The following is a 22,136-nucleotide window of genomic DNA, read 5'->3' as shown; positions in this document are numbered from 1 at the left end:
AAGACTCCTCAACTTTTGGGCTTGACCATCGGCACTGGGGCTTGCACGCTTTGGCCGCTTCGCTGCGCCGGAATCTTGCCGGCGTTGATGTCATCCAGCCACAGCGCATGGTGCTGCCTCGCCCAGCTCTCATCGACATACCCGGTGCGCATGCCGTCCAGCGCGCCCTCAACGCCGATTGTGCCGAGGTAGATGTGCGCAAAAGACATCGCCATCAACACCACCGTGGCCGATGCATGCACGATCTCCGCCACCTGCATGACGCCCCGCGTGAAGACAACATCCGGCACCAACTTGTCCAGCACCAGACCCGAGCCGACTGCGATGGCGCCGAGAAACAACCAGCCCGTCCAGAAGAACACCTTCTCGCCCGCGTTAAACCGTGGCGATGGACCCTCGCGGCCCCCGAATATGCCACCGGCCGTTGCGAGCCACGCCAGATCCCGCTTGCTTGGTATGTTGTCCCGGATGAACGTGACAAGCACGAGGAGCAGCGCGACGCCGAAAAGCGGCCCCACGAAATTGTGAATGGTCTTGAGCCCGTAGGCAAGCCAGCCGAAAAGCGCGCCGCCGATCAACGGCAACAGGAAGAACTTGCCGAACATCATCACGATGCCGGAGACAGCCAGCACGACAAAGCAAAGGGCTACCGTCCAATGGATGAAACGCTCAGACGGCGTAAAGCGCTCGAGCTTGCGCCCCGTCGGCTTGTGTTCCATGCGGATTTTGCCGCGAATCAGGAAGAAGCCGGCGAGGCCAAGCACGGCGATGACCAAAAGCCAACCTCCGACCGGAATCAGCAGCCTGTTGCGGCTCTGGCGCCAGGCTTCACCTGCCGAGGTGAAGGCCGAGCCGGCGTAATGGGTCTGGGGCTGGATCAGCACCCCGGCCTCGGGATACGGAAGACTGGTGAATCCCGCTTGCTCCTTGATGCCACGCCACATGGGCGCATTGTTGCCGGGCTGCACCTTCGCGCGCTCCGCGTTGCTTTGCCGGAGGTACCCCGGCAAGCGGGCCGCGCCAGGCGGGGCTGCGTCACTGCGCCCATTGGCACGCGCCTGAGGTGGCGCCGTGCGCTCCATCGGCGCCGCCGACGATGCCCCGGCAGCGCAGGCCGGGCTCGCAATGAGGCACCCGCTCAGTGCAAGAGCGGCGGCGAGCAGCAACGAAACCAGGGGCCGCGCCATGCAGCCCGCCGTAAAGGCCATCCGGAATCGGGACATCATGCCCTCGCATTTAGCGCATGCGCACGTATTCATTCTGGTCCTGGGCACGGCGGTCGATCTCGCGCTGCCAGCTGGCCTTGTCACCCGGCTTCCAACCCTGTGCGGTGAAGGCGGGCTTGGCGCCCATCCAGGGCGCCTGCGCTTGCGGCACGCCCGTCTGCGTCAACGTCTGCGGTTTCTGGCTGCACGCATCGAGAAGAGCCAGAAGCAAAGCGCAGGCCACCAACGGCCTGATCATCTTCATGATTGTGCCCCTTGTGCGGATTGTGGCGGTGCCCCGCCTTGACGCTGCGTGCCTGTCCCGTAGGCCGTGCCCCAACCCCACAGTTCCGCTCCGCCGCCGCGATGCAAGACACGCTCGCGCATGATGTCAGCGATCACCTCGCCATCACCTGCGAGCAATGCCTTGGTCGAGCACATTTCGGCGCAAATCGGCAGTTTGCCTTCGGCCAGGCGGTCGCGCCCGTATTCCCGGAATTGCTCTTCCGAACCGTTCGGCGCAGGACCACCCGCACAGAAGGTGCACTTGTCCATCTTGCCACGCAGGCCGAATTCGCCGTTGGCCGGGAATTGCGGTGCGCCAAAAGGACACGCATAGGAGCAATAGCCGCAACCGATGCAGATGTCCTTGTCGTGGAGCACGACGCCCTCCGGTGTGCGGTAAAAGCAGCTCACCGGACAAACCGCCATGCATGGTGCATCCGAACAGTGCATGCAGGCCACCGAGATCGACTTTTCGCCAGGCACACCCTCATTCATGGTGACGACGCGCCGTCGGTTGACACCCCACGGCACCTCGTTCTCGTTCTTGCAGGCCGTGGTGCAGCCGTTGCAGTTGATACAGCGCTCGGCGTCACAGATGAATTTCATGCGTGCCATGGTCAATGCCCCTCTTGGGTTATGCGCGCTCGAGTTGGCACACGGTGGTCTTGGTTTCCTGCATCATCGTCACCGCGTCATAGCCGTAGGTCGTGGCTGTGTTGACGGCTTCACCCAGCACGATGGGCGCGGCGCCCTCGGGGTAGTACTGGCGAAGGTCCGTGCCCTGCCAGTGCCCGGCAAAGTGGAAGGGAATGAACACTGTGCTGCGATCCACCGCTTCGGTGATACGCGCACGCACCTTGATGCGCGCTCCCGTGGGCGTGCTGACCCACACGTCATCGCCCTCCCGGATATTGCGGTCGTTGGCCACGGCCGGATTGACCTGCACGAAGGCAAACTGCTGCAACTCGGCGAGCCAGGGATTCGACCGCGTTTCATCGCCCCCACCCTCGTATTCGACCAACCGTCCCGAGGTGAGGATGAGGGGGAATTTCTTGACAATGTCGATGTTCTGCTCCTGCACCGTCTTGAACAGCGTGGGCAAGCGCCAGAACACCTTCTTATCGTCGTAGGTGGGGTATTGCGCCACCATGTCGGGGCGCACCGAGTACAGCGGCTCGCGGTGCTGGGGTATGGGGTCCGGGAAGTTCCACACGACCGCGCGCGCCCGGGCGTTGCCGAATGGATAGCAGCCATGATTTTTCATGACGACGCGGATGATCCCGCCCGACGGGTCGGTTTTCCAGTTCTTTCCGTCGGCTGCCTTTTTCTCGGCATCCGTCAGTTCGTCCCACCAGCCGAGCTTTTTCAGCAGAGTGGCATCGAACTCGGGATATCCGGTTTGAATGTCCGCGCCCTTGGAGGCCGATCCGTCTGCCGCAAGCAGGGACTGCCCATCGCGCTCGACGCCGAAATTGGCGCGGAAATTTCCCCCGCCCTGCATCACGTTGAGCGAGGTGTCATACAGATTGGCGGTACCCGGGTGGCGCAACTCCGGCGTGCCGTAGCAAGGCCACGGCAGGCCGAAATACTCGCCATCGAGCTTGTATCCCGTCTCTGCGTCAATCCCGCCGCGCGCACGCAGCGTCTTCACATCGAACACGTGCATGTTGCGCATATGCGCCTTCAGACGTTCAGGGCTCTGCCCCGTATAGCCAATGGTCCACACACCACGATTGATCTCGCGCAGGATCGACTCGGTTTCGGGCTCCAGCATTCCGCCCTTTCCCGGCACCATTTTGTAGTTCTTCACCAGCTCCTTGCCAAAGCCCAGCTTGTCGGCCAGCTGCACCATGATCATGTGGTCCGTACGCGACTCAAACAGCGGCTCGATCACTTGTTCACGCCATTGCAGCGAGCGGTTGGAGGCCGTGACTGAGCCCGATGTCTCGAACTGGGTGGTCGCAGGCAGGAGATAGACCGCGCGCTTGGGGTTGAGGTCCTTGGCCTCGCCTGGCATGGCCGCCATGGCTGCGGTGGCCGACGGATAGGGATCGATCACCACGAGCAGATCCAGCTTATCCATGGCCTTCTTCATATCCAGGCCGCGCGTCTGCGAATTGGGGGCATGGCCCCAGAAAATCTGCGCGCGCAGATTCGGGCCCTGATCGATCATGTCATTAGGGGTCAGCACGCCATCGATCCAGCGTGAGACCGTCATGCCGGGCTTCGTCATCATGCCCGGCGCAAAGCGCCCCTTGATCCATTCGTAATTCACACCCCACACGCTGGCGAAATGTTTCCACGCGCCATCGATCACCCCGTAGTAGCCGGGAAGCGAATCGGGATTCGGACCAACATCGGTCGCGCCCTGCACATTGTCGTGACCCCGAAAGATGTTCGTGCCGCCTCCGGATTTGCCAACGTTGCCAAGCGCCAACTGGAGAATGCAGGACGCGCGCACGATGGCGTGGCCGATGGTGTGCTGCGTCTGACCCATGCACCACACCACTGTGCCGGGACGGTTCTCGTGCATCCACCTGGCCACCATCAGGGTGGTATCGCCGTCCACACCGCAAACCTCCTGCACCTTGTCCGGAGACCACTTGGCCATCACATCCTGCTTGACCTGGTCCATTCCCCAGACCCGCGCGGCGATGTAGTCCTTGTCTTCCCAGCCGTTATCGAAGATGTGATAAAGAACGCCAAACAGGAACGGAATGTCGGTCCCCGAGCGGATCCGGATGTGCTTGTCGGCCTTGGCCGCCGTGCGGGTGAAGCGCGGATCAACCACGATGACCTTGCAGCCGTTTTCCTTCGCGTGAAGCAGATGCAGCATGGATACCGGGTGGGCCTCAGCCGCATTGGAGCCGATGTACAGCGCCACTTTGGCATTCGCCATGTCGTTGTATGAGTTCGTCATCGCGCCATAGCCCCACGTGTTGGCCACTCCGGCCACGGTGGTGGAATGGCAGATACGCGCCTGGTGGTCGCAGTTGTTCGAGCCCCAAAACGAAACCCATTTGCGCAGCAGGTAGGACTGCTCGTTGTTGTGTTTGGACGACCCGACGACGAACAGCGCATCCGGCCCGCTTTCCTTGCGGATTGCCAGGAGCCTGTCGCTGATTTCCTGCAGTGCCTTGTCCCAGGAGATCCGTTGGTATTTGCCGTCAACGAGCTTCATCGGGTAACGCAAGCGGTGGTCGCCGCGGCCATGGTCGCGCAGTGCGGCGCCCTTGGCGCAATGCGCGCCCATGTTGATGGGTGATTCGAAGACGGGGTTTTGCCTTACCCACACGCCGTTCTCCACCATCGCGTCGCTTGCGCAGCCCACCGAGCAGTGCGTGCACACGGTCCGCCGCGTCACCACGCGCCCACTTCCTGCAGATCCGGGGGCCGGCGTATCGGCGGCGTCTGCCTTTTGCACCAGGCGCAGTTGGGAAGCGATCAACCCGGCGCCGACGCCGAGCCCGAGGCCAAGGCCCGAGCGCCGCAGAAACGTGCGCCGGTCCACGGTCGGCAGCGCGTGCTCGAGGCCGCGCTTGAGTTGAACAACCCACTGGTTGTCCACAGCAGAGGCAGCTGCGGAGCCATCTGGCCGTGATTTGCGGGTGAGCAGCATGGAAGAAACTCCTTGAATAGACCGCCGCAAGTCACGCCGGAGCCGCACCCGTGCCAAGGCCATGCAGGCAATGCGCGGCACGGCACTGTCGTTGCAGTCGCGGATGCATGGTCGTAGCAACACGCTTCATGGCAACGCCCCACGTGTAAACCTGCGCCTCAGAGTCTGGCCGTCCGGTAGTACCGACGAATATGCTCGGTGACGTGGTAGCCCGTCACCTCGGCCTGCGAGGCCTTGATTGCGTCAGGCCGCACCATGCCCTCCGTACTGGCTGGGTTGGCGCGTGCAACACAGTCGGCACCCAGCACCGCAGCGCCGGCCACGAGCGAAGCGCCACCCAAGCCAGCCAAGACCCCGCGCCTGCTGACGACAGCCGCGCCGATGACCTTGGCCCCTTCGAGAATGCTCATCATCTGGCTCCTCTGGCGCTGTGTGACCCACCGATACGCTCTTTGCGGGATGTCGGCGGCGCCCGTGGTTTCACTTTAGTTCGGCATTGGTCATGATTCAAGGCCAGATTTACGAGCGCAAGGGGCCGTAGGGCAGCATTCGCGGAAGTCCACCGCATGCTCGAGAGTGCCTCCGGCCAACCGGGGAGTAGTTAGCCTCGTCCTGGGGTGCTGTGCCGCCCCGGCTCGTCGATACGGCGGCGATGTCGGCAACACCCTGGCTGCCCGCCGCGCAACGGCGTCCACCCCTGACCCTGGATGAGGACGGGGTTTGGGTCCCATTGATGCGCCGCAATACAAACGCGTCACGCCCGCCTACCCAAGGGCCAGGAGGCCTGCGCAAGACCAGGACTGCCGGCCCAAACCCGCAAGAGTGCGGTGGACGCGGCCGATGGCGCATGGCCCGGGTCACGGCATGGTGGGCGCGCCCGTCAGCCCAAGCTCCACGTTGCACGGCCATCACGTCGTCGGCACCTGCTGCTGGAGACGGCGGTGTCAGTCGTGCGCGTAGATGTCGCGATCCTTGGTTTCGGGGAGGAAGAAAAGGCCGATGACAAAGGTGGCTGCCGCAATGATGATCGGGTACCACAAGCCGTAGTAGATGTTCCCGTTCTGGGCCACGAGGGCAAAGGCAATGGTCGGGAGCAGCCCGCCAAACCAACCGTTGCCGATGTGATAGGGCAGGCTCATTGACGTGTATCGGATGCGCGTGGGAAACAACTCGACGAGCGCTGCGGCAATCGGACCGTACACCATCGTGACGTAGATGACGAGCAGCACAAGAATGGCGAGGACCACTGGTTTGTTCATCTTTGAGGTGTCGCTCTTGGCCGGGTAACCCGCGGCCTTGATGGCTGCGCCAATGTCCTTTTTCAAGGCGGCCTCTTGCTCCTTGAACGCGATGGGCGACATGCCCTTGCCGTTGAAGGTCGGGATCACCTGGCGGCCGACCTGGATCTGGGCCACACCGCTACCGGCAACCGTGGTGTAGTTGACAGAAGACGCTGCGAGCATCTGTTTGGCGATGTCGCAGGAGCTCGTAAATTTCGCCGTGCCGGTGGGATTGAACTGAAAGGAGCACTCCGCCGGGTCTGCCACGAGCGTGACCGGGGTCTTTGCCAGTGCGGCCGCAAGGTCCGGGTTGGCTGCTTTGGTCAGTGCCTGGAACAGGGGCATGTAGGTCAGGGCGGCGATCAGACATCCGGCAAGAATGACAGGCTTGCGGCCGATCCTGTCCGACAGCGAGCCGAACACCAAAAAGAAGGGCGTACCAATCAGCAAGGCCAAACCGATAAAGACGTTGGCCGTGACGCCGTCCACTTTCAAGGTCTGTGTCAGAAAGAAAAGCGCGTAGAACTGCCCGCCGTACCAGACCACCGCTTGACCGGCCACCAAGCCCAGCAGGGCAAGAATGACGTACTTGAGGTTCGCCCATTTGCCAAAAGCTTCGGTAAGGGGCGCCTTTGAGGTCTTGCCTTCCTGCTTCATGCGGATGAAGGCGGGAGACTCGTTGAGTTTGAGGCGGATCCACACGGAGATGCCAAGCAACAGGATTGATGCGAGAAAGGGCACACGCCAGCCCCATTCGTTGAAAGCCTCTTCACCCAGACCCGTGCGGACACCCAGGATGATGAGCAGGGACATGAACAGACCCAACGTTGCAGTGGTCTGGATCCATGACGTGTACGCGCCGCGCTTCCTGCGGGGCGCGTGCTCGGCCACGTACGTCGCGGCGCCTCCGTATTCGCCGCCCAGGGCCAACCCCTGAAGCAGACGCAGTGCAATAAGGATGATCGGCGCGGCCACACCAATGGCGGCATAGCTCGGCAGAAGGCCCACGATGAATGTGGACATCCCCATGATGAGAATGGTGACAAGGAAGGTGTACTTGCGCCCGATCATGTCGCCCAGGCGTCCAAACAGCAGCGCACCGAACGGCCGCACGATGAAACCCGCAGCAAATGCCAGGAGGGCAAAAATGAAGGCGGACCCTGGGTCCAGGCCAGCAAAGAATTTTTTGGCGATGATGGCCGCCAGTGAGCCATACAGGTAAAAGTCATACCACTCGAATACCGTGCCAAGCGAAGACGCGAAAATGACCTTCCGCTCTTCGGTACTCATCGGCCGCGGCGCGGCGTCCAGGGTGATTGATGCCATGAAACCGTCTCCTCGTTCTGATGGCGTTGCCGCATGACGGGCACATCGCCGGTGTCAGTGCCGACCCGACGGGTCAGCTACACGGTAACATTTGGACTTATTTGTTACGCGTCGTGAGGATTCTTGTGGGGCTGTCTGACCGGTTGCTGACACCAGCCCTCGGAAAACCCCCGGGAATTCCCGAAGACACAGCGTCCGAAGCCCGAGTCAGACGCCCCAAACGATGGGCTTGTCGGCCGCGAGACTGCGTTTGAGCAACTGGATGAACGGCCAGGCACGCTGGTGCAAGGTAATGGCCTGCCCGCCAGCGGGCCCTGCGTGCTCCGTCGCATCCGGTGTCGGCTCCGTGCTCGCTGTCCTCGCCGCGTCGTCCTCCGCAACGGCCCTCTCCAGCTTGACGATGGCCTCCGCCATGTCAGCGGGCTCAATGATGCCCTGCGCAGCGGGGTCCTTGCCGATGATGGCCAAGATGCGCTCGGCTGGCGCCTGGTTCATGTACAGGTCAGAATCAGCTTGAGATTTGAATTTGTAGAGCATGGCAGGTGCGATGGTGGCAATGCGATTGAAGGAATGATCGGGAGGTGGTCGTCAAACAGTGATGGTGGTGCGCTATACGCCCGCAGGCGGGGAGACCCCGGGTTCGGGCAAACCTTTGGCGTAAATGTAGGCCCTGTTGAACGGGTACGAGCTTTGGCGGGCGCGCAGGCCGCTACCGCCGTCGCGCCCCTCCACCATGCCGTCAGGCCGCGAACCGAGAAATTGGAACAGGGAGATCCACTCCTGCTCGAAACCCATGGCCGACCCTGCCAGGTAAAGGCGGTAGGCGCGAATGATCTTGTCGGCATGAGGGCCAAGAACCTGCCGCGCTTGGCCCTCGTGCTCTTCGAGTGCGTCGGCCCAGCACCAGAGCGTCTGCGCATAGTGCGGGCGCAAACACTCCGCGTCCAGCGGCTCCAGGCTGCCACGCACCATCGTCTCCAGCATCACACTTGCATGCACGAGCTGGCCACCGGGAAAAATGCACTTTTCGATGAAGTCGCCCATCCCGCCCGCGAGCTGCGGGTTATCCGTGCCGCCCGCCGTGATGCCATGGTTCATCACCAGCTCCCCGGCTTGAGCAGGCGGCGAATCTTGCCGAAATAGCGGGGCAGATTGGGCCGGCCAACGTGCTCGCACATACCCACTGAAGCGATCTTGTCGAACGGTTGGGTCTCGTCGACGTCGCGGTGGCCCTGCAGCAGCATGCGCACGCGCCCCTGGAGCTTTTTCTCCTGAATCAGGCCATTGACGTACGCGCATTGGTTCTTGCTCAGTGTGATACCTGTCGCGTCCACGCCATAGTGCTCTGCCGCCCACAACAGCAGCCCACCCCAGCCCGCGCCAATATCGATGAAGCGTTCACCTGGCTTGAGCATGAGCTTTTTGCAGATCAGGTCGAGCTTGGCCTCCTGGGCTTGCGCAAGCGTCATCCCTGGCTCGGCAAAGTAGGCACAGGAGTACACGCGCCGGGGGTCCAGCCATAGCGCATAGAAGTCGTCGGAGACGTCGTAGTGGTGCTGGATCTGCGCAGCGTCCTTCTCACGACTTTGGCGGGTACGCTCCCAGACCGCGCGCTGCATGCCCTGAAGTACGCGAAGCAGGACGCTTTGGGTCTCCCGCGTTGGATCCGTGCCGAGCAGCGCGGGGGCAGCGGCCATCAGGTCGCGCAACCGGCCCTCGATCTCAAACCTCCCTTCGACATAGTCTTCGGCCATTCGGCCGATCGCACCTTGCGCGAGATGCATGAGGGCACGCACGTCGCGCACGATGAGGCGCAGCCGCGGCTGAGAGGCGCCGATGCGCTGGCCGCCCGGAAGTTGAAGGGCGCACGGCAATGGCAAGCTCGCCAAGCGCTGCTCGGCCGGTTGCAGCAGGAGACGGCTGGACAGGGGCATGACGCATTCCTCCCTTGTGCCTATTGTGCGGCAACCCCGCACAGCCAGAGTCCAATCGGTGCAAAGGACGGGTCGCTTGTGCGTCATCTCGCACAAGCGCGCAGCGCTCATCGACATACGCGAAGCGAACCGCTGCCACCCCAGCTCACGTTTCGTCGCGCGCCAACCCCGCCCCACCACGCAAGCCCTCCCCCGTACCAGCGCCTTTGCGGGCGATGCGCCCGGGCGACCTGGACCCCTGCCAGGTGGCGACGCACTCAGGCTCGAAACGCTTCGGCACCCTGCGACCGGGCCCGATGGCATGCACGGGATGGGCGGCGTTCCTGCGCCAATGCAATGCCCGCCGCAACGGATTTGCGTAAGCTTTGTCACTTCGCCAATCCTTCCCGAGCGCGCCATGTCTGAAGAATCCGCACCAACCGTTGTCCTGACCCAGCAGGAGGGGTACCAGTTCGACATCAGCTTCACCCCGACGATGCCACACGTGCTATCGGACGAGCCGCCGCCTCTCGGGCAAGGGGCTGGACCCTCGCCTGCTCAGCTGCTACTGGCTGCGGTAGGCAACTGCATGAGCTCGAGTCTGTACTTCGCTCTGTCCAAGTTCAAAAATGATCCGCAAGGCATGACCACCACCGCGCGCGCGCAAATTGGCCGCAATGAGGCGGGCCGCCTGCGCGTTCTGCACATCGACGTGGCGATCCGCATGGGGGCGAAAGGCGAAAGCCTGAGTCACCTTGACCGCATCCTCGGCCAGTTCGAAGAGTTTTGCACGGTAGGACAGAGCGTGCGCAACGGCATCCCGATGGACGTGTCGGTCTACGACGGCAGTGGACAAAAACTTAAATAATTGAGGTTTCCGGGCAACGCACACGCAACGCAATGAACACTACCGCATCGACACCCGCCTTCGCCGACCCTCGCGCAACCTGGGACGCGCGCTTCGCCCAGCCTGGCCTGCTGTTCGGGGATAAGCCCAACGCCTTCCTTCAGCGCGAGGCCCAGCGCATTGCCCCGGGCAGCCACGTGCTGAGCGTGGCCGATGGGGAAGGACGCAACGCGATCTTTCTTGCCGAGCAGGGCCACGCGGTCACCGCATTCGACATTTCGCCAGTGGCGGTCGACAAAGCGCGGAAATGGGCTGCCGAGCGCGGCGTGCAGGTGGATTTTCACGTCGCCGCCGCGGACGCGTGGACGTGGACCCCGGCCGCATTCGATGCCGTCGCAGCCATCTTCGTGCAGTTCGCTGACCCTGACTTGCGCCGCAAGCTGTTTGGCGGCATTTGGCAAACCCTCAAACCCGGCGGTCTTCTGCTGATCCAGGGCTACACCCCCAAGCAACTTGACTATCGCACGGGAGGCCCCGGCAAGCTCGAGCACCTGTACACGGAATCGCTGTTGCGTGAGCTGCTTCCCCAGGCCCAGTGGCTGCTGTTGCGCGAGCATGAGGCGGAGCTGGCCGAAGGCCATGCTCACGCAGGGCGCTCGGCGTTGATCGATGCGGTGGCGCGCAAGCCATGAGCGCCAGAACCGAACCGACGATCATGGGGCCACGGCGCCCAGGCTCCAAGGCAGCTGACGTTCGGCGTGTCGATCGAGCCGACTTGGGGTAAACACGCAAGACGGTTCTGGCCATCCCGGCGCGTTCGCCGCACTGGCCGGCACCCGATGGCAAGTGCCCCGTTCACATGACGCGCGTCCGCTGCAGTGCGGCAACCCGCCACAATCGTGAAATAGCGCACGAAGTCTCGAAAGAATTTCGGTCCGATGGGCTTCGCGTAGCCTGAATGGCGCCACAATACACCACATCCGAAAAACTGAGACATGCATCTGATGGCTGCTGCGAGGCGTGAACGGTTTCGAATGGGGGGGCGGTGCAATCCATGCGTGAGCTCGAGTGGTTCGATCGCGTGACAAGGGGCCTGAGGCGGCCATCCAGCCGCTCCAGGACGGACGAAGCGTTGCCGCACAAGGCAACGCCTTCCGGCATCGGCCCCCCCCAGCGCCTGGCCTTCGCACCAATCCCGGCTCGTCCGAGGAGGCTGCACCTTCACCCGATCCCCCGAGCGCGATCCCCGATGGCCTGCTGGGTCTCGTGCGCCTCGTCCTGGCGCAGTCTCTTGTCCTGATTTTCGTCGTCAGCCGCACCGCCAATGAAAGGCCCCTGCCGGCCGTGGCGCTGAGTTCGTTGTACCTGCTCTATGCCGCCATGCTTTATGCCCTGCCAGGCAAGGTCCGTAGCGTCCTGCGACCGGCCTGGCAGCATTGGGCAGACGTATTGTGGATTCTCGCCCTGAGCGTGGCCAGCGGCGGCCTCCAAAGCCCGGCGTTCCCGTACTTTTTCTTTCCCGTCCTTGTCGCCTCCGTGCGCTTCGGATTCGCCGAAGGCCTGCGGGTCACGGTCGCCGCCGCACTGTTGACCGCTCTGGCCCATTTCACGCTGGTTGCGTCGCACGACGACGCATCATCGATTCCGGCCCTGACTCATGTCGTCGTGCTGCTCATGCTCGGGTATTTGGTGGCACGATGGGGACGTGCAGAAATCCTGCAGAAACGTCGTCTGGCGCTCCTCGGCGATCTCGCCCGAATCCCCAATCCGCGCCTTGGCCCCCAACAGATCATGGGAAAATTTCTTGAGCGTATCCGTGGCTTTTATGGAGTGCAGTCCTGTCTGGCGATCATGGAATTGCAGGATGCCGGCCATGTCGCATTCCTTGCCGACCGCGACCCGACCAAGCCCCCGCTTGTGGGGCAGACGCTGAACCCGGAACTTGCCACGCACCTGCTCGACCTTCCGCTGGACAGCGGAGTGTCTTATGCGAATGGAGCAGTGCGGCATCGCATTCCCATTGACAGCCCGCTGCCAGCTGCGGGGCTGGCCGGCCCGCCCTCCGCGCACGATATCGCCGAATGCGCGGGAACCGTGGCGCAGTTTCTGGAAGCGCCAAGCTTCGCCTCGGTGCCGCTGGCCCATCACGGCCGTTTCATGGGCCGGCTTTTCCTGTGTGCGGACGCCGGCGCTTTCAGCGAGGATGACGTCATCTTCCTCGCCGAGGTGGCCAGTCACATCACGCCCATGGTCGAGAACATCCATATCCTCGACCGCATCGCCACCGATGCCACGCTTCACGAGCGTGAAAAAATCTCCCGCGACCTGCATGACAGCACCATCCAGCCCTATATCGGCCTCAAACTCGGCCTCGAAGCCCTGCGCCGGCGCGTCACGCACGACGACGCGCTGGCCGAGGACCTAGACGACCTCATCCGCATGACCAGCGAGGGAATTGCCGAGCTGCGCCAGTATGTCGGCGGTCTGCGCGACCGCGCCCTGCCGCGGGAGACGTCCCTGATGCACGCTGTGTGGCGGGTTGCGGAGAAATACCGCGAGTACTACGGTATCGACATCGCGGTGAATGCCAACGCCGAAATGCACCTCAACGACCGCCTTGCCGCCGAGGTATTCCAGATCCTCAACGAGGCGCTGAGCAATGTGCGCCGCCACACGGCTTCGCGCCGGGTCACCCTCAACCTGCGGCGTCAGGCAGGCGAACTGGTGGTGCAGATCATCAACCACGCCCACGGCCAGAGCGTGGACTCCACGCCGTTTCGCCCGCGTTCCATCATCGAGCGCGTCGACCATCTCGGCGGCCATGTCGACGTCGAGCATCGCAGCGATGGCAGCACCGTCGTCACCGCCGAAATCCCCTTGTGACGTTGCCATCACCACCGAGCACTGCCATGAACACCGCGACCGATGACCAAGTCCATCCCATTCGCATTCTTTTGGTGGACGATCACAAATGCATGCTCTGGGGACTGGACCGTCTCATCGTAAGCGAGCACCCCCGGATGCAAATCGTGGGCAAAGCCGGCAGTCGCCAGGAAATCTTCCAGGCACTCGACGCCGTCGAACCCGACCTCATCCTGCTCGACCTCGACCTCAATGGCGAAAGCGCGCTGGACTTCCTCGGCGACATCCAGCGCCGTACCCCAGCGCGCGTGCTCGTCCTCACGGGTCTGCGCGACCCGCAGGTTCACCAGCGTGCCATCCTCGGCGGAGCACGTGGCGTGCTGCTGAAGGACGTTCCCGCCGAGACCATCTTGCTTGCCATCCAGCGCGTGCACGCCGGCGAGGTCTGGATGGATCGCAGCACCATGTCGCGTCTGCTTGAACGTCTGACCAGTGGTTCCACCGGTGCATCAAGCTCTGGTGATCCCCATGCCGCGCGCATCGCCAGCCTCACCGCAAAGGAACGCGACATCGTCGCCGCCCTGGTCAAGAAGCCCGGTGCACCGAACAAGACCCTGGCTGATAGCCTGTGCATGAGTGACCACACGCTGCGCAACCACCTCACCGCGATCTACGACAAGCTTGGCGTGCAAAACCGGGTGGCCCTGACCCTATACGCCATCGAGCACCAATTGGCCGCCGGCCAGGCGTGATCGAGGGTGCGCGAAGGGCGCAGGCGTCCATCCGGGACATCTGTCCCGACGAGAACGGGAGCCTTCTCCCATGCCTTTTTGCCGGCGGCGGCCTTACCTTGGGAGCCTGGCTCTTCATCACCGGGCATCACCATGTATGTCCCCACACCTGCGACAGCCCCCATCCGCGTGCTCATCGTCGACGACTACCGCACCGTGCTCTGGGGCATGGCGCGGTTGATCCAGGGCGAGTGGCCGCGACTGGAACTCGTCGGGGTGGCTGCCAACCGCACCGAGGCCCTGCTCGCCGCACGCCATGCCCGCCCCCACATCGTGCTCCTCGACAGTGTGCTCGACAGTGACAACGGCCTGGACCTCATCCCCGAGCTCAACAGCGTGGGCGGCATGCGCGTCATCGTGCTCAGCGCTGCTCCAGACGCTGAACTGCAGCGGCGCGCCCGCACCATGGGAGCCTATTCCGCACTGGGCAAGGCCGCACCAGCCGAGTTGCTGCTGCGCACGATCGACAGCGTGCATCGGTTTGGCCGATGGTTCGACGCGCAGGCAACCGAATCACCCTCGATAGGGCCCCGCGAGATCGGCAAACCCGGCCCATGAAACGGGACATTTGTCCTGACGGAGCGGGACAAATGAGACCCCTGATTTGGGGATCATGATCCCATCCGAACGGCGACGGTTGTGTCTAGCATGGGCCTCAAGCAGATGCGGAAGCCTATCGCATCTGTCGCCCCCAAGGCCGCGGCTGCGGCCACGGACTTTTTTCCTCATCCCCTTGGAGTACCGCAATGAGCATCCAGACCCACATCCAACGCTTTGTTCGCGACGACGAAGGCGTGACCATGATCGAGTACGCCCTCCTGGCCGCACTGATCGCGGTTGCGCTGATCGCCACCATCATCATCCTGGAAGGCGGCATCCAGCAGGTCTTCACCAAGATCGCAAACTGCCTCCAAAGTGCAGCTGGTGGCACTGCAACGTGCTGAATCGTGTGCAGCCAAGACGGGCGTCGCGGTGGCCCCGCTGCGGCGACGCCCTCACGGTAGAGACTTTCCGGGGACGATCATGAGCACGCGCAGTGTATGCAGGCAACTCGTCCGCGATGAGGGTGGCGTGACGATGATCGAGTACGCGCTGCTGGCGGCGCTGATTGCAATGGCCGCTGCTGTGGCGGTCGGCGTCATGGGCCAGAGCCTGCTGACACTCTATACCGCGATTTGCAACAAGGTGACCAAGGCTGCCACCGGCCAGGCCTCCTGCTGAGCCCCCTCCGACACGGATGCCGCCATGTCCAGCAACTGGAACGATGCCCTGACCCTTTTGGGGATGCTCGCCACCGATCCGCGCCTGGGTGCGCTCATCGGCGTGCTGTTATTGGCTGGTGCCATCGATCTGGCGCGCCACCGCATTCCCAACTGGCTTGTGCTCGCCGGCCTCGGTTATGCGCTGGTCTACAACGGGTTTCACCCCGATTACGTACACGACGGCGTCGGCGTGCTCGGCGCGCTTGAAGGCGTTGGGGTGGGCTTCGTCCTCACCCTGCCGTTCTATCTGCTGCGCGGCATGGCCGCGGGAGACGTGAAACTCATGGCCATGACGGGTGCCTACCTCGGCCCCTGGGACGGCCTTCATGCCGTGCTTTGGAGCTTCATGGCCGGAGGCGTCCTGGCGCTGGCCATCGTCCTGGTCAAAGGCCGGCTGGGTCGGCTGTGGCATAACCTCAGTCAGGCCGCGCTCGTCGGCTCCTTGCAGCTGGCCGCCGGCAGCGCACCGACCGCACAGATTGCCCGCAGCGAATCGGCAGGCATGTTGCCATATGCGGTGGCCATTGCCGCCGGTACGACGCTGTTCCTGATTGCGCGCCAATTGGGATTTGTCAGCTATGTTTGAAAACGACACCTCGCCGCTGTGGCTCGGGGTCGACGCGCCCGACCTGCTGCGCCCCGGCGCCATCGGCAAAAGCGCGCCGCCGGCTACCGAGCCGGCGTTGGACGACACCGTGAACCATGGTCCTGACGCCGACGTCGAATTTCCTTCTGCGCCGTCACCGGCTACCGCGCCCGCGCCTGTGTCCGTCCTCCCACCCGCTGTGCGGCGGGTGCAGGACACGGGGGTCAGCGAGGCGCTGCTTCTGGAGCTGATGGTCAAGGTGCTGTATCTGCGCGGCCAGATGCGTCTGCCCGAATTGAGTGCGCACGTGTGCCTGCCCGCGACCGTGCTGGAGGCCCTGCTGGGCTTTCTGCGCAGCGAACGGCTGTGCGAGATGTCACGCCGCGGCGAAACCGACGCGGCCATGGCCTTCAATCTCACCGAGTTGGGCCGCAATCGCGCGCGCGACTTTCTGCGCCGCAGCCAATACGCCGGCCCGGCGCCGGTGGGCCTTGAGGCCTACGTCGCCCAGGTGCGCCATCAGTCCGTGAAAAGCATGCGGGTGACGCAGCCGCAGCTGCAGGTCGCGTTCCGTGGGGTTGTGATCCGACCGCAAATCACCGAGCAATTCGGCGCAGCGATGAATTCGGGCCGTGCCATCTTTGTCTACGGCCCGCCTGGAAGCGGCAAGACCTATGTATCGGAACTGCTGGTGCGACTGCTGTCGGGCCACGTCGCCATTCCGCATGCCGTTGCCGTGGATAACGAGATCATGCAGATCTACGACCCCATGGTGCACTGCGCAGTCGACGAGCCGTTGCCTCACCAGGGTCTGGATCGTGGCACTGGCCGGGACCTGCGCTGGGTGGCCTGCGAGCGACCGGTGGTTCGCACCGGCGCCGAATTGACGCTGCCCATGGTGGATCTGCAATTCGACCGCGAGGCGGGCTTCTACCAGGCTCCACCGCAGGTCAAGGCCAACAATGGCCTGTTCATCATCGATGACCTCGGCCGGCAACTCGTGCCGGCGCAGAGCCTCATGAACCGGTGGATCGTCCCGCTGGACCGCGCCATCGACTTTCTCGGCCTGCACACCGGCGCCAAGTTCCTGGTCCCGTTTGACGTGATTGTGGTGTTCTCCTCCAACCTGCTGCCGTCCCAACTGGCCGACGAGGCCTTCCTGCGCCGGCTTGGCTACAAGATTCATATGGGCCACATCGACGAGCCCGATTACCGCGCCATCTTTCAACAGGTGTGCGACGAGTTTGAGATCCCCTATTCGAGCGCTGCGGTGGAGCATCTGCTGCAGCACCATGCCGCCGAAGACAGGCCTCTTCTGGCCTGCCTGCCGCGTGATTTGCTCGAGCAGGTTCGCGACCGTGCCCGTTTCCAGGGCGAAGCTGCGACGTTGAGCGCGGCCAACCTGGATTGGGCCTGGAACAACTATTTCGCCAAGCACTGAAGCACCACACCGATTTCGACGCGCTGCGGCAAGACGAGGAGACAGGCCATGAAAAACCCCAGAGCAATTGCCATGCTGGTCGTGTCCCTGCTGCTTGGCCTGCTGGCCGCAGTCCTGGCGGCAAACTGGTTGCAGCAGCGCGCGGTCGCCGGCAACAAGGTGGTGGTTGCAGCGGTGGACATTCAGCTGGGCTCGCGGCTCAACGCGCAGATGCTCACCACCGCAGACTGGCCGGCGGGCAGCGTGCCTCCCGGGGCCTTCACAGACGTGAAGAAGCTCGACGGGCGGGTGGTGAAGACCACGGTGTTGCGCGGAGAGCCGCTGGTGGAGTCCAAGCTTGCGCCGGTGGGCACGGCGGGCGGGCTTTCAGCCGTGATTGCCGACGGTTACCGCGCCATCACCGTGCGCGTGAACGATGTGATCGGCGTGGCGGGTTTCGCCTTGCCGGGAAACTACGTGGACATCATCGTCAACACCCAGGACAGCTCGAATCTTCAACACGACAGCCAGATCTCGAAGATCGTGCTTCAACACATCCTTGTGCTGGCTGTCGCTCAGGAAACGTCGCGCGACGAGACCAAGCCCCGCGTCGTCAACGCCGTGACGCTTGAAGTCACGCCGGAGCAAGCCGAAAAGATCGACCTGGCGCGCAATATCGGCACCCTGTCACTGGTGCTGCGCAACCAGATGGACACCACCAAAATGCGCGTGCCCGGCGTGATGAAGCCCGAGCTGCTCGACACCACCGCCGAGTCTCCACAACCCCCGGCAAAGCCCGTTGATGTCGAACGGCACGTGGCCTATCGGCCCCGTCCCCGGCAAATCCGCGAGGCCGCCGCAGCGAGTCGCGACTGTGTGGACGTGGTGAAAAACGGAGTCAGCACCCTGCAGTGCTTTTGAACCCAACACAACCAGGCCTGAGCGCTGCAGCGAACCGAGGGGAACAAGAATGAACATGCACCGGTTGATCCAAACGACGATGCACGGCGCGCGAACCCTGCTGGTTCTCGCCTGCGCGGCAGCACTCCTCGACCCCGCTGGCCCGGCTCGTGCCGTGCCCATTCATCGCGCCCCCATATCCCTGCCTGCTGCGCGCTTCTCCGCCAATTCCGCGCCACCATGCAGCAGCATTGCCATGTCGACCACGGCGACCATTACTCTGGGCAAGTCCACGCTTGTCCGATTGCCCCAGCCAGCCATCCGGGTGCTGATCGGAGGCCTGCCAGGCGGCGCTGCCGGCAAGCCCGTGGCCGAGCCAGCAGGCGCCAGGCCCAAGGGCGGCCTCGTCCCGACGCAGCCGCAGGTCAGCGCGGGGCCGAATGCGAACACCAATGGCGTGGGCGACAGCGACGTGATGCTGCTGAGCCCCAGCGAGCTTTACCTTCTGGGCAAGCGCGCCGGCACGATGAACGTCATCGTGCAAAGCCAGAACGGACAGTGCACGGTGCTTGACGTAACCGTGGCCGTCGATCCCACGGCGATGCAGAGCGAGCTCGATCTCTTGCTGCCGGAGGACAAGGGCATCAAGGTGCAGGCAGCTGCTGACTCCTACATCCTCACCGGCCTGGTACGCGACACGACAGCAGTCGGGCGCGCCATGTCCATTGCCGAAGCCTACGCACCGAAGGGAAAAGTCATCAACATGCTCCATGTGAGCGCGCCGCAACAGGTGATGCTGGACGTGAAAGTGGCGGAAATCTCCAAGACACTGCTCGACAGCCTTGGCGCCGAAATCCGCGCACGGGGTGCCATTGGCGGCTGGAGCGCGAACCTGTTTTCAGCGGGCGGCAGCATCCTCGACAGTGCGGCGGCGGCCGTGCTGAGCAGCGACATTGGGGTGTTCGCCGCAATCCAGAGCGCCAACCGACTGGTCGCCGTGAATGCGGAGAACAACAACGGCGTCGTGCGCGTACTCGCGGAGCCCAACATCATGACCATCAGCGGGCAGGAGGCCAGTTTCCTGTCGGGTGGGAAGATCTTCATCCCGGTGTCGCAGACCAATGCCATCAGCGGCGTGCCGACCATTACGCTGGAAGAAAAGAGCTTTGGCGTCGGCCTGAAGTTTGTCCCGGTGGTCCTGAACAACGGCAACATCAACCTCAGGATCAGCTCCGAGGTCTCCGAGCTGTCGCAAACCGGCTCGCCGTTCACCACCGTCGGCGGCGTCACCGCGGTTTTGCCCACCTTCACGACCCGCAGTGCGCAGACCACGGTGCAACTCGGCGATGGCCAGAGCTTTGCCATTGCCGGGATGATCCAGAACAACGCCAACGAGACGATCAAGCGTGTCCCGGGTTTGGGTGACCTCCCGGTGCTGGGGCCCTTGTTCCGCAGCAGCCAGTTCCAGAAGAACCAGACCGAACTGGTGTTCGTCATCACCCCTCACCTGGTGAAGCCACTGCCGGCACACTACGCGCTGCCGACTGACCGGTTCGTCACGCCCAGCTACACCGACTTCTTCCTGAAGGGTCAGATGGAAGGCTCCATCCCGCCAGCCTCGGCACCGGCCGCACCCGCTGCTGCCGGCGGCTTCGAAACCCATTGAACGAGCACCCCGACAGGAGCGCACATCATGAACCGCTTGATCCTTGTATCCCTCGGGCTTCTGGGCCTCCTCAGCGGGTGCAGCAGCCCCACGCCCATGCTCGATTCGAGCTTCGGCCAGGCTGTCCTGTACGACAAGCAGGCGCAATACATCGACCCCCAGGCCGGCATCCAGCCAGGCAGTCCTGCGGGCCTGGACGGCAAATCCGCGCAGGCGGTGATCGACCGCTACCACCAGAGCTACAAGTCGCCGCCGCCTGCCTTCAACGTGATCAACATCGGGGGCACGATCGCCGGCGGCAGCAGTAGCGGGGGTCAGTGAACCCCTTGCACCACCCGCGATCGAGGCGAATGCCATGAAACGGCCACGTGTGCGGCGAGCGCCCCAGCAAGGCGCCATCATCGTCATGGTGGCGCTGGCGCTCGTGGTGATGCTGGGATTTCTCGGGCTCATCGTCGACCTTGGTCGCATGTTCATCATCAAGACCGAGTTGCAGAACGCCACCGACGCCTGCGCTCTGGCCGCAGCGCGCGAGCTCACCTGTAGCGCCTCAGCCGTCGGCGGTACCTGCCCGGGGACATTCCTGCAGAATGCCGAGGCTGCCGGCATTGCAGTGGGCAACCGCAATCTGGTCGACCTGCAATCCACGAATGCTGCGCTGGGGCCTGGCAACATCAGCTTCAGCACAGTGCTGAGCGGCTCCGGGGGGTCGGATTCCGTCTACCAGACCATCGCCGGCGGCGCCAGTCCGAACGCGCAGTACGTGATGTGCAGTCTGCCACAGACCGGCATCGTGATGTACTTCATGCGTTTGCTCGGTTTTGGCCCGCAGACGGTCAACGCCATGGCAGTGGCCACACTGTCGCCATCGGTGACCAGTTGCGCGATTCCGCTGGGCGTTTGCCAGGGCCCCAATTCACAAGGCGCATCCAATGACTACGGCCTCACCGTCGGCCAATGGTTGACGGGACTCTATGCTCCGGGCGGGCCGAACACCGGCAGCTACAACTGGATTGATTTCACGCCGCCGAGCGGCGGGGCGAACGAGCTCTATGCCATGCTCGCAGGAACGGGTGAATGCAATCTGCCGCCGGTCGGCACGCTAGTCGGCCAACAGGGCCAGCTCACGGCGCTGTCCAAATACTGGAACACGCGCTTTGGCCTCTACACCAGCAACCTCACGCCCAGTAGCGCGCAGCCCGACAAGACCGGGATTACCTACACGGCTTCATCCACAAGCGGCGCCAACAGCCTCACCTGGCCTTGCGCCTTCAATGCCTATGGCGGCAACGCCTCCACGTGCGTCGATGCATCAGGAGACAAGGCCACGGCGTCCAACTTCGTGACCTCTCAGGCCCAGGGCCTGCCCTATCAATCCGCCAATCCCATGGGGCTCGGGAACAACTACGCCAACATGCTGCCAAGCCCGCTTGCCGGCAACCGCCGCATCGCCGTGGCCCCCATCATCGACTGTTCCCTGCTGACGGGCTCCAACCCGCAGTCCACCCCGGTGCAGGGCTATGCCTGCGTCTTGATGCTCAATCCGATCACCGACAAGAATGGAGCAGGTGCTGCCAGTGTCGAGTTCGAGGGGCTGTCCAACACGCCTGGCAATCCATGCGCCACGACCGGCCTGCCGGGAGGCAGCTTCGGGCCGATGGTTCCCACGCTGGTGCAATGACCATGATGCGCCATCCTCTCTCCCGTATGCAGCGCGGCGTGGCAATGTTGGAGTTCGCACTGCTGCTGCCCCTGCTGCTGCTGGTCCTGTTTGGCATTACCGAGTTCAGCCGTGCGCTATTCCAATATGACACCCTGGCCAAGACCACGCGCGACGCGTGCCGATACCTCTCGACCCAGGCCCCGGGCGACCCAGCCGCCAAGGCGATTGCGCTGTGCTTGGCCGTATATGGCAACACGGGCTGCTCCGGGCCGGCACTCGCTCCGGGTCTGGCGCCGGCAATGGTAGAGATCTGCGACAGCGTCGACGCCTCGCAATGCCCAGGCGATCCGCCCTACACACTGACTGGAGGCATCAATCTCGTCGCCGTGAAGATCCAGGGATACATCTTCCAGTCCGGCGTCGGTTTTACGGCCTTCGGACTGAACTTCGGCCTGCCGTCGTTCACCTTCGGCACCATCAGCACCGTGATGCGCCAGTCGTGAGTCTTGCC

General features: G+C 63.5%; 21 protein-coding genes and 1 pseudogene. 14 read left to right on the top strand and 8 right to left on the bottom strand.

The window, feature by feature from the left end:
- Window positions 1-8: 8 nt before the first annotated feature.
- The 8 genes and pseudogenes from CD04_RS0120250 to CD04_RS22330 all read right to left on the bottom strand — a co-directional run bounded on the left by CD04_RS0120250 (window position 9) and on the right by CD04_RS22330 (window position 9,649).
- A complete protein-coding gene (locus CD04_RS0120250; RefSeq protein ID WP_031410132.1) occupies window positions 9-1,187 on the bottom strand; it encodes a formate dehydrogenase subunit gamma in 1,179 nt (392 codons plus the stop codon).
- A gap of 49 nt (window positions 1,188-1,236) precedes the next feature.
- The gene (locus tag CD04_RS0120245) at window positions 1,237-1,470 is read right to left on the bottom strand and encodes a hypothetical protein (RefSeq protein ID WP_031410130.1); all 234 of its coding nucleotides are present in this window, start codon (window positions 1,468-1,470) and stop codon (window positions 1,237-1,239) included.
- Window positions 1,467-2,105, bottom strand: coding sequence for a formate dehydrogenase FDH3 subunit beta (gene fdh3B / locus CD04_RS0120240; protein ID WP_031410128.1), 639 nt, complete (start codon window positions 2,103-2,105; stop codon window positions 1,467-1,469). The genes CD04_RS0120245 and fdh3B overlap by 4 nt, the downstream gene beginning before the upstream one ends.
- 19 nt (window positions 2,106-2,124) lie before the next feature.
- Window positions 2,125-5,109, bottom strand: a complete 2,985-nt coding sequence (locus tag CD04_RS0120235) for a formate dehydrogenase subunit alpha (RefSeq protein WP_031410125.1) — start codon at window positions 5,107-5,109, stop codon at window positions 2,125-2,127.
- 158 nt (window positions 5,110-5,267) lie between these two features.
- Window positions 5,268-5,522: a hypothetical protein gene (locus CD04_RS0120230; protein WP_081858106.1), complete on the bottom strand. Its 255-nt coding sequence runs from the start codon at window positions 5,520-5,522 to the stop codon at window positions 5,268-5,270.
- Window positions 5,523-6,053: 531 nt separating this feature from the next.
- Entirely contained in the window at window positions 6,054-7,715 is a 1,662-nt protein-coding gene (locus tag CD04_RS0120225; RefSeq protein ID WP_031410121.1) for an MFS transporter, read from the bottom strand.
- Window positions 7,716-7,922: 207 nt separating this feature from the next.
- A complete protein-coding gene (locus tag CD04_RS0120220) occupies window positions 7,923-8,252 on the bottom strand; it encodes a DUF1840 domain-containing protein (protein ID WP_031410119.1) in 330 nt (109 codons plus the stop codon).
- A gap of 72 nt (window positions 8,253-8,324) precedes the next feature.
- Window positions 8,325-9,649, bottom strand: a pseudogene (locus CD04_RS22330) (class I SAM-dependent methyltransferase).
- A 397-nt stretch (window positions 9,650-10,046) separates the two neighbouring features.
- On the opposite strand from CD04_RS22330, the gene CD04_RS0120210 reads away from it, so the two are divergent.
- From CD04_RS0120210 to CD04_RS0120145, 14 genes are all read left to right on the top strand, one after another.
- Window positions 10,047-10,496: an OsmC family protein gene (locus CD04_RS0120210; protein WP_031410117.1), complete on the top strand. Its 450-nt coding sequence runs from the start codon at window positions 10,047-10,049 to the stop codon at window positions 10,494-10,496.
- Between the two features lie 32 nt (window positions 10,497-10,528).
- A complete protein-coding gene (locus CD04_RS0120205; RefSeq protein ID WP_031410115.1) occupies window positions 10,529-11,167 on the top strand; it encodes a cyclopropane-fatty-acyl-phospholipid synthase family protein in 639 nt (212 codons plus the stop codon).
- A gap of 376 nt (window positions 11,168-11,543) precedes the next feature.
- Window positions 11,544-13,358: a GAF domain-containing sensor histidine kinase gene (locus CD04_RS0120200; RefSeq protein WP_031410113.1), complete on the top strand. Its 1,815-nt coding sequence runs from the start codon at window positions 11,544-11,546 to the stop codon at window positions 13,356-13,358.
- Between the two features lie 26 nt (window positions 13,359-13,384).
- Window positions 13,385-14,089 (top strand): response regulator transcription factor, encoded by a 705-nt coding sequence (locus tag CD04_RS0120195; protein WP_031410111.1) that lies wholly within the window; start codon window positions 13,385-13,387, stop codon window positions 14,087-14,089.
- A gap of 132 nt (window positions 14,090-14,221) precedes the next feature.
- On the top strand, window positions 14,222-14,686 hold the full coding sequence (locus CD04_RS22825; protein WP_051849470.1) for a response regulator transcription factor: 465 nt from the start codon (window positions 14,222-14,224) through the stop codon (window positions 14,684-14,686).
- Between the two features lie 188 nt (window positions 14,687-14,874).
- A complete protein-coding gene (locus tag CD04_RS0120185) occupies window positions 14,875-15,072 on the top strand; it encodes a Flp family type IVb pilin (RefSeq protein WP_031410107.1) in 198 nt (65 codons plus the stop codon).
- 79 nt (window positions 15,073-15,151) lie between these two features.
- The gene (locus CD04_RS0120180; protein ID WP_031410104.1) at window positions 15,152-15,349 is read left to right on the top strand and encodes a Flp family type IVb pilin; all 198 of its coding nucleotides are present in this window, start codon (window positions 15,152-15,154) and stop codon (window positions 15,347-15,349) included.
- 24 nt (window positions 15,350-15,373) lie between these two features.
- The gene (locus CD04_RS0120175; protein WP_031410102.1) at window positions 15,374-15,976 is read left to right on the top strand and encodes a prepilin peptidase; all 603 of its coding nucleotides are present in this window, start codon (window positions 15,374-15,376) and stop codon (window positions 15,974-15,976) included.
- On the top strand, window positions 15,969-17,417 hold the full coding sequence (locus tag CD04_RS0120170; protein ID WP_231480708.1) for an ATP-binding protein: 1,449 nt from the start codon (window positions 15,969-15,971) through the stop codon (window positions 17,415-17,417). Before CD04_RS0120175 ends, CD04_RS0120170 begins: the two co-directional genes overlap by 8 nt.
- 48 nt (window positions 17,418-17,465) lie before the next feature.
- Window positions 17,466-18,317, top strand: coding sequence for a Flp pilus assembly protein CpaB (cpaB, locus tag CD04_RS0120165; RefSeq protein WP_031410098.1), 852 nt, complete (start codon window positions 17,466-17,468; stop codon window positions 18,315-18,317).
- A 55-nt stretch (window positions 18,318-18,372) separates the two neighbouring features.
- Window positions 18,373-19,962, top strand: a complete 1,590-nt coding sequence (locus CD04_RS0120160) for a type II and III secretion system protein family protein (RefSeq protein WP_038168620.1) — start codon at window positions 18,373-18,375, stop codon at window positions 19,960-19,962.
- Between the two features lie 27 nt (window positions 19,963-19,989).
- Window positions 19,990-20,283 (top strand): hypothetical protein, encoded by a 294-nt coding sequence (locus CD04_RS0120155; protein ID WP_031410094.1) that lies wholly within the window; start codon window positions 19,990-19,992, stop codon window positions 20,281-20,283.
- A 34-nt stretch (window positions 20,284-20,317) separates the two neighbouring features.
- Window positions 20,318-21,643 (top strand): TadE family protein, encoded by a 1,326-nt coding sequence (locus CD04_RS0120150; protein WP_031410092.1) that lies wholly within the window; start codon window positions 20,318-20,320, stop codon window positions 21,641-21,643.
- Window positions 21,644-21,645: 2 nt separating this feature from the next.
- On the top strand, window positions 21,646-22,128 hold the full coding sequence (locus CD04_RS0120145; protein ID WP_031410089.1) for a TadE/TadG family type IV pilus assembly protein: 483 nt from the start codon (window positions 21,646-21,648) through the stop codon (window positions 22,126-22,128).
- Window positions 22,129-22,136: the final 8 nt, after the last annotated feature.

Origin of the sequence: Thiomonas sp. FB-Cd, from assembly GCF_000733775.1 — a bacterium.
Classification (GTDB): Bacteria; Pseudomonadota; Gammaproteobacteria; order Burkholderiales; family Burkholderiaceae_C; genus Thiomonas_A.
Note: the sequence above shows the minus strand (reverse complement) of the source record. Positions and strands in the feature narration are given on the sequence as shown.

Excerpts from the sequence above, each read along its gene's own strand:
- CD04_RS0120250 (WP_031410132.1), bottom strand. The coding sequence starts at position 1,187 with ATGGCGCGGCCCCTGGTTTCGTTGCTGCTCGCCGCCGCTCTTGCACTG.
- CD04_RS0120245 (WP_031410130.1), bottom strand. The coding sequence starts at position 1,470 with ATGAAGATGATCAGGCCGTTGGTGGCCTGCGCTTTGCTTCTGGCTCTT.
- fdh3B (WP_031410128.1), bottom strand. The coding sequence starts at position 2,105 with ATGGCACGCATGAAATTCATCTGTGACGCCGAGCGCTGTATCAACTGC.
- CD04_RS0120235 (WP_031410125.1), bottom strand. The coding sequence starts at position 5,109 with ATGCTGCTCACCCGCAAATCACGGCCAGATGGCTCCGCAGCTGCCTCT.
- CD04_RS0120230 (WP_081858106.1), bottom strand. The coding sequence starts at position 5,522 with ATGATGAGCATTCTCGAAGGGGCCAAGGTCATCGGCGCGGCTGTCGTC.
- CD04_RS0120225 (WP_031410121.1), bottom strand. The coding sequence starts at position 7,715 with ATGGCATCAATCACCCTGGACGCCGCGCCGCGGCCGATGAGTACCGAA.
- CD04_RS0120220 (WP_031410119.1), bottom strand. The coding sequence starts at position 8,252 with ATGCTCTACAAATTCAAATCTCAAGCTGATTCTGACCTGTACATGAAC.
- CD04_RS0120210 (WP_031410117.1), top strand. The coding sequence starts at position 10,047 with ATGTCTGAAGAATCCGCACCAACCGTTGTCCTGACCCAGCAGGAGGGG.
- CD04_RS0120205 (WP_031410115.1), top strand. The coding sequence starts at position 10,529 with ATGAACACTACCGCATCGACACCCGCCTTCGCCGACCCTCGCGCAACC.
- CD04_RS0120195 (WP_031410111.1), top strand. The coding sequence starts at position 13,385 with ATGAACACCGCGACCGATGACCAAGTCCATCCCATTCGCATTCTTTTG.
- CD04_RS22825 (WP_051849470.1), top strand. The coding sequence starts at position 14,222 with ATGTATGTCCCCACACCTGCGACAGCCCCCATCCGCGTGCTCATCGTC.
- CD04_RS0120185 (WP_031410107.1), top strand. The coding sequence starts at position 14,875 with ATGAGCATCCAGACCCACATCCAACGCTTTGTTCGCGACGACGAAGGC.
- CD04_RS0120180 (WP_031410104.1), top strand. The coding sequence starts at position 15,152 with ATGAGCACGCGCAGTGTATGCAGGCAACTCGTCCGCGATGAGGGTGGC.
- CD04_RS0120175 (WP_031410102.1), top strand. The coding sequence starts at position 15,374 with ATGTCCAGCAACTGGAACGATGCCCTGACCCTTTTGGGGATGCTCGCC.
- CD04_RS0120170 (WP_231480708.1), top strand. The coding sequence starts at position 15,969 with ATGTTTGAAAACGACACCTCGCCGCTGTGGCTCGGGGTCGACGCGCCC.
- cpaB (WP_031410098.1), top strand. The coding sequence starts at position 17,466 with ATGAAAAACCCCAGAGCAATTGCCATGCTGGTCGTGTCCCTGCTGCTT.
- CD04_RS0120160 (WP_038168620.1), top strand. The coding sequence starts at position 18,373 with ATGCACCGGTTGATCCAAACGACGATGCACGGCGCGCGAACCCTGCTG.
- CD04_RS0120155 (WP_031410094.1), top strand. The coding sequence starts at position 19,990 with ATGAACCGCTTGATCCTTGTATCCCTCGGGCTTCTGGGCCTCCTCAGC.
- CD04_RS0120150 (WP_031410092.1), top strand. The coding sequence starts at position 20,318 with ATGAAACGGCCACGTGTGCGGCGAGCGCCCCAGCAAGGCGCCATCATC.
- CD04_RS0120145 (WP_031410089.1), top strand. The coding sequence starts at position 21,646 with ATGATGCGCCATCCTCTCTCCCGTATGCAGCGCGGCGTGGCAATGTTG.